The organism is Rhizobium sp. T1470, from assembly GCF_042140505.1.
Taxonomy (GTDB): domain Bacteria; phylum Pseudomonadota; class Alphaproteobacteria; order Rhizobiales; family Rhizobiaceae; genus Rhizobium; species Rhizobium favelukesii.
In genome coordinates, this window is sequence record NZ_CP148091.1 from 1596512 (window position 1) to 1610076 (window position 13565).

Annotated in this window: 13 protein-coding genes and 1 pseudogene; 5 read left to right on the forward strand and 9 right to left on the reverse strand. The window is 58.9% G+C overall.

All coding sequences use genetic code 11. From position 1 onward, the window contains the following. Positions 1-258: 258 nt before the first annotated feature. On the reverse strand, positions 259-1308 hold the full coding sequence (locus WGT02_RS08005; protein ID WP_208248380.1) for a diguanylate cyclase: 1050 nt from the start codon (positions 1306-1308) through the stop codon (positions 259-261). A gap of 362 nt (positions 1309-1670) precedes the next feature. On the opposite strand from WGT02_RS08005, the gene ndk reads away from it, so the two are divergent. Further along, entirely contained in the window at positions 1671-2093 is a 423-nt protein-coding gene (ndk, locus tag WGT02_RS08010; protein ID WP_037116991.1) for a nucleoside-diphosphate kinase, read from the forward strand. A gap of 69 nt (positions 2094-2162) precedes the next feature. Here the strand turns inward: ndk and WGT02_RS08015 are convergent, their stop codons facing one another. Next, positions 2163-2666, reverse strand: a complete 504-nt coding sequence (locus tag WGT02_RS08015) for a lipoprotein (protein WP_024316492.1) — start codon at positions 2664-2666, stop codon at positions 2163-2165. Further along, positions 2663-3214: a CGNR zinc finger domain-containing protein gene (locus tag WGT02_RS08020; protein ID WP_208250496.1), complete on the reverse strand. Its 552-nt coding sequence runs from the start codon at positions 3212-3214 to the stop codon at positions 2663-2665. Before WGT02_RS08020 ends, WGT02_RS08015 begins: the two co-directional genes overlap by 4 nt. A gap of 63 nt (positions 3215-3277) precedes the next feature. Between WGT02_RS08020 and WGT02_RS08025 the strand changes: the two genes are divergently transcribed. Further along, positions 3278-4174, forward strand: coding sequence for a branched-chain amino acid ABC transporter permease (locus tag WGT02_RS08025; RefSeq protein WP_024316494.1), 897 nt, complete (start codon positions 3278-3280; stop codon positions 4172-4174). Here WGT02_RS08025 and WGT02_RS08030 read toward each other — a convergent pair whose 3' ends face one another. The 5 genes from WGT02_RS08030 to WGT02_RS08050 all read right to left on the reverse strand — a co-directional run bounded on the left by WGT02_RS08030 (position 4175) and on the right by WGT02_RS08050 (position 8399). Then, positions 4175-4642 (reverse strand): molybdenum cofactor biosynthesis protein MoaE, encoded by a 468-nt coding sequence (locus WGT02_RS08030; RefSeq protein WP_024316495.1) that lies wholly within the window; start codon positions 4640-4642, stop codon positions 4175-4177. Position 4643: 1 nt separating this feature from the next. Next, positions 4644-4898: a molybdopterin converting factor subunit 1 gene (gene moaD / locus WGT02_RS08035; RefSeq protein WP_024316496.1), complete on the reverse strand. Its 255-nt coding sequence runs from the start codon at positions 4896-4898 to the stop codon at positions 4644-4646. Next, complete coding sequence (gene pgsA, locus WGT02_RS08040; protein WP_024316497.1) at positions 4895-5485, reverse strand: CDP-diacylglycerol--glycerol-3-phosphate 3-phosphatidyltransferase; 591 nt, start codon at positions 5483-5485, stop codon at positions 4895-4897. Before pgsA ends, moaD begins: the two co-directional genes overlap by 4 nt. Positions 5486-5595: 110 nt before the next feature. After that, complete coding sequence (gene uvrC / locus WGT02_RS08045; RefSeq protein WP_208248365.1) at positions 5596-7635, reverse strand: excinuclease ABC subunit UvrC; 2040 nt, start codon at positions 7633-7635, stop codon at positions 5596-5598. Then, positions 7632-8399, reverse strand: a complete 768-nt coding sequence (locus tag WGT02_RS08050) for an SDR family oxidoreductase (RefSeq protein ID WP_024316499.1) — start codon at positions 8397-8399, stop codon at positions 7632-7634. The genes uvrC and WGT02_RS08050 overlap by 4 nt, the downstream gene beginning before the upstream one ends. 362 nt (positions 8400-8761) lie before the next feature. On the opposite strand from WGT02_RS08050, the gene WGT02_RS08055 reads away from it, so the two are divergent. Together WGT02_RS08055 and WGT02_RS08060 are read left to right on the forward strand one after the other, a co-directional pair. Beyond that, a complete protein-coding gene (locus tag WGT02_RS08055; RefSeq protein WP_024316500.1) occupies positions 8762-9397 on the forward strand; it encodes an outer membrane protein in 636 nt (211 codons plus the stop codon). An 83-nt stretch (positions 9398-9480) separates the two neighbouring features. Beyond that, the gene (locus tag WGT02_RS08060; RefSeq protein WP_197901934.1) at positions 9481-10818 is read left to right on the forward strand and encodes an IS4 family transposase; all 1338 of its coding nucleotides are present in this window, start codon (positions 9481-9483) and stop codon (positions 10816-10818) included. Positions 10819-10866: 48 nt separating this feature from the next. Here WGT02_RS08060 and WGT02_RS08065 read toward each other — a convergent pair. Next, positions 10867-11244: pseudogene (locus tag WGT02_RS08065) on the reverse strand (short-chain dehydrogenase/reductase); the annotation flags it as partial. On the opposite strand from WGT02_RS08065, the gene WGT02_RS08070 reads away from it, so the two are divergent. Continuing rightward, complete coding sequence (locus tag WGT02_RS08070) at positions 11204-13294, forward strand: beta-galactosidase (RefSeq protein WP_208248364.1); 2091 nt, start codon at positions 11204-11206, stop codon at positions 13292-13294. The pseudogene WGT02_RS08065 and the gene WGT02_RS08070 overlap by 41 nt on opposite strands. Positions 13295-13565 lie beyond the last annotated feature (271 nt).

A 13565-nucleotide genomic window follows, 5' to 3' on the forward strand; every position in this document is an offset into this window, starting at 1 on the left:
CGGAACTCTTGGCCGAAGGCAAGGGCGCGGCGAAGCCGGATGGCACGATATGGCGGAAAGTTACATCGCTACCGCAACCCTTTATCGCTTAGCGCGTGCTGAAGTTAATTGCGCTCTATGATTGCTTCGGCGATAAGCATCGTGCGATGCCCGCACGGATTGAAGGATAGGCATTTATGTCCCGCAACGCCGATATTCTCGTGGTGTCGCGAGTTGAAGGCGCAGTACTTGGGGCGGATGAAAGCCTGAGCCTGGCGCTCAGCGCCCGAAGGCTTGCACGGGCTGGCGCCGGTTTGATTGGGCCGCGTGCAGTGCGACGCGCGCATTCGCCTGCAGCTGCGATGCCGTCGCTGCGTCAGCGCTCAATGCAATCCCGAGCGAAATCGTGAGCTTGGCAGGCGCGGTGTTGTCAGAGGTCGCAAAAGCCAGGTGATCTTCCACGGAGGCGCGCAGCCGGACGGCAATCGCCAGGGCCTCCTGCATGCCGACATTGGCAAACAGAAATGCGAATTCATCGCCATCAGTCCGCGCAACAAGATCGTTTTTCTTGATCGACTTGCGAAAGAGATCCGCAAGTTTCTTCAGCAACCGGGTGCCGACCTGCGTGCCGTAGCGGGTACTGAGTGCCTTGAAGTCGTCGACATCGACCATGATCAGGGCATTGCCGGAGGCGCCTTCCTCGCGATCATAGAGATCTGCGATTGCCTTGTTGAGCGCGATGCGGTTGGGAATCCCGGTGAGCTTGTCGGTGGCCGACGCGGAATGAGCGGCTGCAATGCCAAGCTCAATTGTTTCCAGGCGCTCGACGTCGCTCCTCAGCCGGGCCTCGATATCCTTTTCCGAAGCCAACACGGTGGAGAGAGAGGTCGATAGATACTCCATCTCGCTCATGAACGAGCCGAGGCTCTGGTCCAGATTGCCCGCGATGGATTGCAATGCTGTTTCTGCAGCGCGTACGAATGCCTGCTTTTGGCGAAGGCTTTCCGAAAGTCGCTCCGCTGCCTCCCGCAGCATCTTGCTAGTTTCGCCATGAGAGACTTCGCTGGCGAGACCGCAATGGCTGACAAGCCGGTACCTCAGGCCCAGCTCGTCGAGAGAAGCTTGCCGCGGGCTTGGGCCGAGCGCCGCGATATCCTGCGCCAGGCCGGCGTTCTGGCCGATGATCGCCTCGTGCAAAAGCTCATAGTTGCGAGGCAGGCCGGCGATCGTGAGCCTTGCCATATGCTGCGCGATCCGCTGGATATCCGTCGGGGCAGCCGGACGTGGTGCGGCTTCGCGTTGTACCTGTGAGTTCGGCGCAGTTCGCATGACGATCCCCTCGTTCCGACGCTATGGCCGGCGTTTGGTTCTCTATGCAACTATCGCGCTTAAGATAGCTTAAATTCTGCGCTTGTAGTTGAAGTCGCGGCGCGAAACAGTGAAATGCAGTTAATGCATAGTATCCATTGCGCATTTACTGTCGCGAAAAGCAGCGGAACGTGATCGAGACGAATGCGATGCCCTCCGGTGGGAAGGTCGTCGTCTGGACAGCAGATCTGCGCGCATCTGCTCTGCGGCAACAGGCAATCGTTTCGTGACAGCGGCGTGAAATTGCCGATGCCCACTTGTTTTCGGGCTATCAGGCGGGTAAACACCGCCCACTTTTCCCACGGAATAAAGGATTTTGACCAATGGCGATTGAACGCACCTTCTCGATGATCAAGCCGGACGCAACGAAGCGCAACCTGACGGGCGCTATCACCAAGATTCTCGAAGACGCCGGCCTGCGCGTCGTCGCTTCCAAGCGCGTCTGGATGAGCAAGCGCGAAGCCGAAGGCTTCTACGCCGTTCACAAGGATCGCCCGTTCTTCGGTGAACTCGTTGAAACCATGACCTCCGGCCCGACGATCGTCCAGGTTCTGGAAGGCGAAAACGCGATCCTCAAGAACCGCGAAGTCATGGGTGCGACCAACCCGGCCAACGCTGACGAAGGCACGATCCGCAAGACACACGCCCTGTCGATCGGCGAAAACTCGGTTCACGGCTCAGACGCCCCGGAAACCGCTGCTCAGGAAATCAAGTACTGGTTCTCCGACACAGAAATCGTCGGCTGAGACAGGCTCTCAGGGAATCCGCTGAAGGTATTGAATTGACTCTGAAAGCCGGGGCTCTGCTCCGGCTTTTTACGTTGAAGGGCAGGTCGCGGCGGAATCGTAATCCACAGTGCCGTCCGGTTTGAAGACCTCAGGATTCTTTGTATACAGCGGACCAACGACCAGCGGCTTGCCGGGCATGACAGACTGGTCAAGGCTCGAAATCACCTCGGTCTTCAGGCTTTGTAATGTCTCTCCCTTGGCGTCGACAAGACGAACGCTCACGGCGTAAGGCTTGTCCTTCTTGACGCAATGAATTGCAGGGCTCTGAAGCGTGATCTTGTCCCAGAACGGGTAGATCTTTTCATTCGTCACTAACACGTCGCCGCCCGCAGGGTTCTCGAATTCCGCGATGGCGACAGTGCCTTCCGGGATAGGGGCCTTCTTGTTCAGCGTCACGACATAGGTCGCGATCGCGATCCGGTAGTTGAAAACGAAGACGCGTCCGCTGACCTCGACAAACTTGTCGGTCTCTCGCTGGCATCCGGTCAGCACTGCACTTGCAAGCAGCACGGCCATCGATATCGCTTTCATGGCGCTTCCTCCTCTTTCCTCCGGCGATAATGCCGGTTCGCCTTGGCGCGATTGCCGCACACCGCCATGTCGCACCAGGCGCGACTTCTGTTCTTGCTGCGGTCGATGAAGAGCCAGCCGCAATTGCGGCAGACCTTCATACGTTCGGGGTCAGGCATCGCGATGAGCCGTAACACGGAATGCGCGGTTGCTACGTCGAGGCCGTTTGCTCCATTGGCACCATGCAGCGTGCGGGCCAGCGCCCCCAGAAGGTCGGCGAGCAGCTGATCGTCATTATCGCCTGAAACGCGAGCCCGGAAATACCTGTCCGTCGCCTCGCGCAACTCCAGGAAGTTCCCTTTGTTATCTGGCGCCGGAGCAACCATGTCACCGAAGATCGCCCGCTCCGCGCAGAACTCCGCTGCAGCCTGCGGAAAGGTTTCCAGTTGGGCGGGTGCTTCGAAGCGGTCGATCCGTCGCGTCTCGTCATGCCTCAGGACGACGCTGTTGGCGACATCCAGTGCCAATGCGCCTCCGGAAAAGCGGTGTGGGGTCCAGGAGAAGCTCATGATGAAAATATAACTGGTAAAATACGTTTTGCTAGTTATGATTTCTGCAATCGGGAGTTCTTTATGGCCTATCTGCTGCAGCAATTGGCGAACGCGGTCCCTGTGGCTGCACTCTACGCCGCGCTTGCGTTCGGCTACGCCATCGCCTTTGGGGTCACCAAGCGCGCCGATATCACCTATGGGGCGATCTTCGCCTTCTCGGGTCAGATTTTGCTGCTCTTCACCGATCTAGGCTACAACAGGCTCTGGCTGATCCTGCCGGCCGCGCTGGCACTGGGGGCTCTGTTTTCGGTTATCTATTCGATGCTGGCGGCAATCTGGATCGGGCGCTCCATCATGCTGCCGCTGGTGCGCCAGTCGTCGAATACTGTGATCGTGGCGGCGCTCGGCATCACCATCGTCCTCATGGAAACGGCCAGGCTTGCATCCGACACGAAAAGCCTGTGGCTTTCGCCTTTCCTGAACAGCGCCGTGGTATTCTGGAGCGACGGGGCGTTCAAGGTGACGCTCACGGAGATCCAACTCATCAATACCGGATTGATGTGTGCCATGATGGCGCTCGGCGTTGTCATCATGAGGGGCACGTCCTGGGGGCGTCTGTGGCGCGCGGTTACCGACGATCCCCTGGCAGCAGAACTCTGCGGCACCAGCGCCGATCGCGTGTTCCTCATCGCCTACGCGTCGGCAGGCTTGATCGCCACGGCATGTGGCATCCTCGCCACCTTCTACTACGGCACGATGGATTTCGGCGCCGGCCTGATGTTCGGCCTCAAGGTTTTGATGGTCGCAGCTGTCGGCGGATATTCGGACCCGTTGAAGTCGGCCGCCGGCGCCGCCGGTCTCGGTGTCGCGGAGACGATGTGGAGCGCCTACGGCCCCTATCTCTGGCGCGACCTGGTGGTCTTCTCGCTCCTTGTGCTTCTTCTCGTTCTCAGCAGGAGGGAGCGGGCCATACCCTGACTATTTCCACTTGTCGCGTGCAGCGTCATCCGCGTCCCGGGCCGCAACCCATTCGCCCGTGGAGCCATCCTTGCCGTGCTCCTTCTTCCAGAAAGGAGCGGCTGTCTTCAGATAGTCCATTACGAAATTCGCACCGTCGAATGCAGCCTGCCTGTGCGGCGCCGCGGCGATGACAAGCACGATATTCTTTCGCGCGGCGATCTTGCCGTAGCGGTGGATGGCTGTCAGGCCGAGGAGCCCGAAACGTTCGATCGCAAGGCCTGCAATCCGTGTCATCTCCGCTTCGGCCATCCCCGGATAATGTTCGAGTTCAAGTGCTGCAAGCCTTCCGCCCTCGTCACGGCACAAGCCTGAGAACGTGACGATCGCGCCAACACCGTCGGTGCCTGTGCTGAGCCGGTCGACTTCCGCCTGCAGGTCGAAGTCCTCGCGCTGGACGCGGATATGCGGCTGGACCTTGCTGCTCACGTCAGCCTCCGGTCATCGGCGGGAAAATACCGATCTCCCTGGCGTTGCCGATCGGCTCGTCGTGGTCGACGTGCTCCTGGTCGATCGCGACGCGAATGACATCGGGAAACTGAAGCGCGGTCTCATATTCCTCGCCCATCGTCTTCAAATAATTCAGAAGATCAGTGACGGTGACGACGGAAGCGGGCAGGGCGATGTCTTCTTCAGCCTTACCGATCCGCTCGCGCACCCAGGCGAAATAGACGAGCTTTGTCATTCTTCATCATCCACGATGTGCTTCAGGCCGGCCCGGAAATAGTCGTAGCCAGTGTAGATCGTCAGAATCGCTGCGATCCAGAGAAGACCGATGCCTGTCTTCGTCGTATAAGGGAACACTTCGTCGCCAGCAGGGCCAGCGAGCAGGAACGCGATCGCGACCAGCTGCACCGTGGTCTTCCACTTGGCAATCCGGGTCACGGGCACGCTGACCTTGAGGGCCGCCAGATATTCGCGCAGTCCCGAAACCAGGATCTCGCGGCAGAGAATGGTGATCGCCGCCCAGATGGACCAGCCGGCAATCGTCTGGTCCGCTGCGACCAGCAGCAGAATGGACGCAACCAGCAGCTTGTCGGCGATCGGATCGAGCATCCGGCCGATGTTCGATGTCTGATTCCAGATGCGGGCGAGATAGCCGTCGAGAAAGTCGGTAATCGACGCGATGACGAAGATCCACAGCGCCACCCATCGGGCCGTGTTGCTGATCGCCAGCTTTCCTTCGAGAAAGAAGCACAGCACGATCAGCGGCACTGCCAGAATGCGGCCGTAGGTCAGCAGGTTCGGTATATTATATGCGCGCGATGCCATGAAACATATCTCTGAAGTGATGTGCCCGTAGATGACGGCTTTGACCGCAAAGCGTCAACATTCTTTCTGTTTTTTCGCTGCCTTTGCGTGGAATTTGCGACCGCCTCCACCTATTTCGCGGCGTCGTCGTGAAAATGGTTGTAAACTTGCTTGGCGACGGTCTCCGAAATACCCTCGACGGCCATCAGGTCGGAAAGGGCGGCGCGGGAGACCGCCTTGGCGGTTCCGAAATGCTGCAGCAAAGCGCGCTTGCGCGACGGCCCGATCCCGCCGATCTCGTCGAGCGGATTCTTGACCATCTCCTTCTTACGCCGGGCGCGATGCGAGCCGATCGCGAAGCGGTGCGCTTCGTCGCGCATGCGCTGAATGAAATAGAGGACGGGGTCGCGTGGCGGCAAGGTGAAGCTCTCGCGTCCCGGCGGGAAGAAACGCTCGCGCCCGGCGTCTCGGTCGACGCCCTTGGCCACGCCGATGGCGATCACGCTGTCGGTAATCCCCAATTCCTCGAGGATGGCGCGCACGGCCGTCATCTGTCCCTGTCCGCCGTCGATCAGGATCACATCAGGCCAAGCGGGGAAGGGCATATCGGCTGCATCCGCCGGCGATGCCGGCTGGCTGCGGTCAGGAATTCCCTCTTCCTTGAGTAGCCGGGAAAAGCGGCGCGTCATCACCTCGCGCATCATGCCGAAGTCGTCGCCCGGCGTGATGTCGGTCGATTTGATGTTGAACTTTCGGTACTGGTTCTTCACGAAGCCTTCCGGCCCCGCGACGACCATGCCGCCGACGGCATTGGTGCCCATGATGTGGGAGTTGTCGTAGATCTCGACGCGCTGGGGCACATAGGGGAGCCGGAACGTCTCCTTGAAACCCTCGAGCAGGCGAGACTGCGAGGCCGTTTCAGCGAGCTTCCGGCCGTGCGCCTCGCGTGCGTTGGCGATCACGTGCTCGACCAGATCACGCTTCTCTCCGCGCTGTGGCACGAGGATGGACACCTTGTGTCCGGCTTTTTCGCCGAGTGCGGCCGCAAGCAGTTCGATCTCTTCTATGGTCTCCGAAAGCAGGATCTGCTTCGGCACCGGCTTGTCGTCGTAGAACTGGGCCAGGAAGGCGTTCAGCACCTCGGCAGCCGACAGCTGCGGGTCGGCCTTCGGGAAATAGGCGCGGTTACCCCAGTTCTGTCCGGTGCGGAAGAAGAACACCTGGATGCAGGAGATGCCGCCTTCATGATGGATCGCGAAGACATCCGCCTCTTCCACGCCTGCCGGATTGATGCCCTGGTGGCTGGAAACATGCGAGAGCGAGGCCAAACGGTCGCGGTAGACGGCGGCGCGTTCGAAGTCGAGATCGTCCGCCGCGAGGTTCATCGCCTGCGCCATATGTTCCTTGACCTTCTGGCTCTTGCCGGAAAGGAAGTCCTTGGCCTCCTGAACGAGCTCGGCGTATCCCTCGTCGCTGACCTCATGCGTGCACGGGCCGGAACAGCGCTTGATCTGATAGAGAAGACAGGGGCGGGTGCGTGTTTCGAAGACGCTGTCGGTACAGGTCCGAATGAGGAAGGCGCGCTGCAACGAGTTGATCGTACGTCCGACGGCGCCGGCTGACGCAAAGGGCCCGAAGTAGTCGCCCTTGCGGGCACGGGCGCCACGGTGCTTGAAGATCGCCGGGGCGCGATGATCGCCCGTGATCAGGATGTAGGGAAACGACTTGTCGTCGCGCAGCAGCACATTAAAGCGTGGCCGCAAACGTTTGATCAGATTCGCTTCCAAGAGCAGCGCTTCGGTCTCGGTGCGCGTCGTCACGAACTCCATGTTCGCCGTCAGTCGCACCATCTGAGCGATGCGGTTCGAGTGCACACGGCCGAGCGCGTAGTTGCTGACGCGCTTCTTGAGACTGCGGGCCTTGCCGACGTAAAGAACGTCGCCGGCCTCGTTGAACATGCGGTAGACGCCCGGACTGTTCGGCAGCCGTTTGACGAATTCGGCAATCAGTTCGGCACCGACGAGGCCGGTTTCGTTGACCCCGCCTTCATTCCAATCGATCGCAGCCGAAATCGGCGCAGCGGAGGCCTCACTCTCCACGTCGATATCGTCGTCGCTTTCGTCCGTTTCGTCGTAAAGAACGCCGCCGTCGGGCAGCTTTCTTGAATTCATTCCATAATCTCCGCCACATCGGGCGTCTGCCAGGCAAGATGCTGGCCGCCGTCGAGGGCAATCATTTGACCGGTGATCGAGGGCATTTCGTAGAGGAAGCGAATCGTTTTGCCGAATTCCTCGAGCTTTGGCCCTCGCTTGAGGATAAGCGCGGAAACCTGCGCTTGGAAGTCCTCTTGCGACTGCCGCTCGCTCGGCATCGATGGACCGGGGCCGATAGCGTTGACGCGGATGCGCGGCGCGAGCGCCTGCGCCATGGTCTGTGTCGCCGTCCACAGGGCCGATTTCGATAATGTATAGGAATAGAAGCTCGGTCGTAGCGCCCAGACGCGCTGGTCGATGACGTTGACGACCAGCCCATCCGTCTGTTCGGGCAGTTGCGCCGCAAAGTTCGCCGAGAGAATCGAGGGCGCTCGGACATGGACGGCGAAATGCTCGTCCCAGGCCTTGGCATCGATATGGCGGACGGAATCTTCGTGGAAAACGGAGGCGTTATTGACGAGCAGATCGATCGGTCCAAGCGTCTCTGAGACCTTCCTTATCAGATCGCTTGTCTCGTCAATTTTCTCGAGGTCCGCTTGCACGGCGACCGCCCGAGAACCGCTTCGCCGCAGTTCCGCCGCGAAATTCTCGGCTGCGTCAATCGAACGACTGGCGTGGATCGCGACCGAAAAGCCATTCGCGGCCAGATCCTCGACTATCGCCCTGCCTATTCTTTTGGCCGCCCCGGTCACGAGTGCCGTCCGAAGTCTTTTCTCGTTCAAAATCATGCCTTTTCGCCACGAAACTCTGTTCGCTGCTTATATAGGCTGCAGCGAAGGGCAGATAAATAGGCGTTTTGATTGCGATGCGTTGGGAATTATTGTATGTATTATTTAAGAATATAATTTCCTAAAATAAGTATTCATGATTTAACCATTCATTATGGTTAACAAATATTCTGTTGCTGCAAAGCAACATCGAATTTCAGCCATTCAGGCGCCACAATCAAATCACAATTTGGCTCTTTCAAATCCTCAATTGGGCATCAATTTCCCTTCCGAACCGCAAGGGACATTTGTAATAGCCCGCGAATGCTTCGCTGTAAGACAGTTGACGAAGGACGCGGGTCTGAAAGGAGACGAGTATGCGTACATTTATTGCTAGCCTGTTGGTTTCGACCGTTGCCCTTGGCGGGTTTTCCGCCGCTTATGCAGCTGATGCCGTTGACCAGATCCCGGAAGCTCCGGTTGCACAGAATGAACCGGTAACACCGGCAGGCAACTGGCAGGGCTTCTACCTCGGTGGCGCCGGCACCTACAACCTCGGTGGCTTCGGCGACAAGTACAACGCGCGTGCTCTCGGCGGTCAGATCTATTCCGGTTACAACTGGCAGGCTGGCCAGATCGTTTACGGTGCCGAAGCCGACATCGGCTATTCCGGTGCTGACGGCGCTGCCGGCGGCGGCGAGGGCAAGAACGAAGTCAACGGCTCGATTCGCGGCCGTATCGGCTACGATCTGAACCCGTTCCTGCTGTATGGTACAGCGGGTCTTGCCGCCACCAAGAACAAGTTCAGCAACGCCGCCGGCTCTGACACTGACACGTCGCTCGGTTACACGGTTGGCGCGGGTGCAGAAACCTTCGTGACCAACAACATCACGGCGCGTGTCGAGTACCGTTACACCAACTACGCTGACAGCGACTTCAACGTCGGTGGCGCGAACATTTCGCGCGGTTACGACGAACACAGCGTCAAGGTCGGTATCGGCGTCAAGTTCTAAGCCGAACATCGAATACGAAAAGCCGGGCTCTAGCCCTAAATGCAGTTCACTTAGTGAGCTGCGGGCAAGTTTGATGGTTCAGGATGGGGATTCGTTTTCCCATCCTGTTTTTGTTTGTGATGTCACGCACCCTTGGACATTCGGCCGAATTATCGGCTCTTTCGCAGGCGATCGACCCGGACTGGATCGCTCAGGCTCTCGCCACGACAGGCAAGGCGAGCATCCGCAAGCGCAAGCTGCCAGCCGAGCAGGTCGTCTGGCTGGTGATTGCGTTGGCCCTTTATCGTCATCAGTCGATCCCGGAGGTGGTGGCCCATCTTGATCTGGTTTTGCCCGATGAGGTCAACGCGGATATTGCCAAGAGCGCGTTGACACAGGCACGGCAGCGCTTGGGTCAGGCACCGTTGGCGCAGTTGTTTGCAATGAGTGCATCATGCTGGGATGAACGCCACCAATCCGGGCGTGCCTGGCGGGGTCTTTGTCGTTATGCCGTGGACGGCAGCACGCTGCGGACGTCCGACAGCCCGGAGAACCGGGCGCATTTTGGAGCGCAGGCCTACGCGTCTGGCGTTGTCGCAAGCTATCCGCAATTGCGGCTGCTGACGCTGACGGCGCTGGCGACGCATCTGGTGCGTGATGCGGTGTTCGGAGCCTATGGCACAAACGAGATGCTCTATGCCAAAAGCCTGCTCGACCGGGTTCCGGACCATTCGCTGACGGTCTTCGACAAGGGCTTCTTCAGTGCCAGCCTTCTCTTGCAATTGCAGACGAAGGGACATGAGCGTCACTGGCTGATTCCGGCCAAAGCCAACAGCACATGGGAACGACTGGATCCGCACCCCACCGATTATCGGGTGCGCATGAAGGTCTCGCCCCAGGCGCGGCAGGCAGAACCGGACTTGCCGGCCTTCTGGGAGGTCAGGGCCATCGAGACGACCACCAGCCATGGCAAAAAGCGCATATTGTTGACATCGCTGATGGACAGACAAACTTATCCGGCAAGCGAAATCGTCCATCAGTATGAAGAGCGATGGCGCATCGAGACAAGTTATCGCGAACTCAAGCAGGAGCTTCTCGGTAGCGAACTGACCCTGCGAAGCGGCACGCCGGAGACTGTCTATCAGGAGGTCTGGGGCGCGTTGCTGGCCTACAATCTGGTGCGGCTCGAAATGGCAGAGGTCGCGACCGAAGCCCAAGTCGAGCCAACCCGACTAAGCTTTATCACAGCCCTGCATTACCTGCGTCACGAATGGGGATGGATGGCGATCGAAGCACCCGGCAAAATCCCCGCCCACCTCACCAGATTGAGAAACAGATTGGCAGACTTGCTGCTGACAGAAAAACGGGGGCGATCATGCCCCCGTGTCGTCAAAAAACTCCCTGCCAGATACCCGATAAGAGCCGTAAGCAAACCTAAGTGAACTGCATTAGGGCTTTAGCCCGGCTTTTTTTGTTTGTCAGATGAACCCTCAAGCGTCCTGCTTTGGGAAGTCAGTCGAAACTGCAAGCTCACGCCATGCGGCGAGTTCCTTCGCGAGATGTTCGTTCTTCGCTTCGACCACCGCCACGGTATCGCTGCCGAACGGCATTCGCAGCGGCGGGTTTTGCGAATGTGCCAGTGTGACCATTGCCTTCGCAAGGCGAGCAGGGTCGCCGGGCTGCTGGTGGTTATGGCCGGCAGCGAATTCGCGCATCGCGCCGACAGGCGTTTCCCGGTAGTCAGCGATCGAACTCGGGCTGACGGCGAGAGAGCTCTCGTCCAGGAAGTCGGTGCGGAAGAAGCCGGGCTCGACGATCGTCACCTTGATGCCCAGCGGGGCCACTTCAGCTGCCAGCGCCTCAGACAGGCACGTTGACGAGAGCTATTGGCTGCGCGATGCCCAGCGAATGGCGGCGGCCGGTTTCAACGTCGTGCGCCTTGGCGAGTTTGCATGGCACCTGATCGAACCTCAGGAAGGGCACTTCGACTTTTCGCTGTTCGATCGGGCCATCGATGTCTTGGCCTGCGAAGGTATCAAGACGATCTTCTGCACGCCGACTGCGACGCCACCGCGTTGGCTGACATCAACCTATCCTGAGGTGCTGCGCACGGACGAGTGGGGCCGCACAGCGTCTCACGGCTCACGCCAACACGCAGACACGAACAGCCCTGTCTACCGTATTCACAGCCGACGCATCACGGAGGCTTTGGCCCGGCACTACGCGGGCAATCCGAACGTCATCGGCTGGCAAACCGACAATGAATTGAACACGACTGTGTCGACGTCATACGCCGAGGCAACCGAACGGGAGTTCCGGCGCTATCTTCGGGATCGCTATGAAACCATTGCGGCGTTGAATTTCGCGTGGGGCGGGAACTTCTGGGCGCTGGCCTACGACAACTTTGACCAGATCGCTGTGCCTCGAAAGGACAATCCGGGTTTTCCTGCTCCAGGGCACCTGCAGGACTATCACCGGTTCCTGGCGCATGCGACGGCTGTCTTCCAGCATGACCAGGTGGAAATTCTCCGTCGAGCGAACTCCGACTGGTTCATCTTCCACAATCTCGGCCGTCTTGAAGACATCGATTTCCGCGGTCAGTTCGGTCAGGACCTCGACTTCCTTGGCTTCGACGTTTACCCGATGCTCTACGACGAGATGAGGCGCAGCGGTGGTCATCCCGCCACTCAAGCCTTGCATCTTGACATCTGCCGCGCCTATTCAGGCAATTTCATCGTTCCCGAACAGGCTTCAGGCTTCGGGAGTCAGCCTGGTTTCTCGACAATGACGCCTGAGCCGGGTGAGATGCGACGGATGGCACTGAGCTCGGTCGCCCGTGGGGCCGACGGCCTCCTGTTTTTCCGCTGGCGTCCAGCACATTTCGGCGCCGAAATTTACTGGATGGGTATCATTGACCACGATGACGTGCCCCGCCGCCGCTACCAGGAAGCCGTTCAGTTCGCCGGGGATATCAGCAAGATAAAGCCGCACCTGCTTGGTACGACTGTGCGCATGGACGTCGCCATCGCCGGCGCGGACTTCGACAATCAGGAGGCCTATAAGACTTATCCCATGGGTATGCCAAGCCCCTTGGAAGACGGGCTGCTTCTCCATCGCTACTGCTATTCCAGGGGTATAGCGTGTGGCTTCATCCATCCCGAAGACGACTTGTCGCGGATCAAGATCCTATATGTGCCGCATTGGGTAATCTGGCGACCGGAATGGAACGAGAATGTGGAAGCGTTCGTCAAGGATGGCGGGACCTTGATTGTCGGTGCGATGACGGGGACCAGAGACGAGAACAACCATATTCCAACCGAACTCGCTCCGGGAGCGGGACTATCCAGACTATGCGGCGTTCGCGTCGAGGAGTTCGGCCGTCTCGCAGAGCCGGGTGCCGATGGGCTCTTCGGCCTGCACGGAACTGAGTACGGCCTCCACAATCCAGCGAAGCGTCTGCCGGCGAGTTCGGCGACCAGACGTTACAGTTTCAGTCTCGGCAACCAGGAGTACGACGCAGCGCACCTGTACGAGCTTCTTCGGCTCGACGATGACGTGAAGGTCATCGGGCGATGGACAAACCGCTTCGCCAGCGGTCGACCAATGGTTACAGTCCGCAGGTTCGGTAACGGTCGTGCGGTTTATGTCGGAACGTATCTAACCGAACCGTTGGTCGAAGCCTTGGCGACCCAATTGTTCGCAGAAAGCCATGTTCAACCTCTTCTCCAGGACTTGCCGCCGAATGTGGAAGTCACAATGCGGGAGGCCGATGACCGCAAGTTGCTGTTCGTCCTAAATTGCGACGCCGAAGCAACGGAAATCAAAACTCCTCCGCAAGGCATCGATCTAATCACCGGTCGGCGTGTCGAAGAAAAGTTGACGCTGGGCCCACATGAATGCGCTGTAATTCAGTTCTGAAGAGCAGCAATATCCTGCCAAAAGCTTCGAAACTCGAATTTGCAAGCTTAGCTCAGGAAGCGTTGAAGGCGCCGCGAAAACGGACGTCAACGACTGCTGTCAGCCATCGCGAGTTTGCAAGTTCGATTTCTCTCAAGGCGACTGTCTGGCGAGGCCATTACGCATATTGCAGTTGATTGAAGTTGCTCCAGCAAAGACGCCGACTTCAATCTCGTGCTGTTTGAGGAAGACCCTCGACCGGGTAGCCGAGGGCCGCCCCGGTACGGAGACA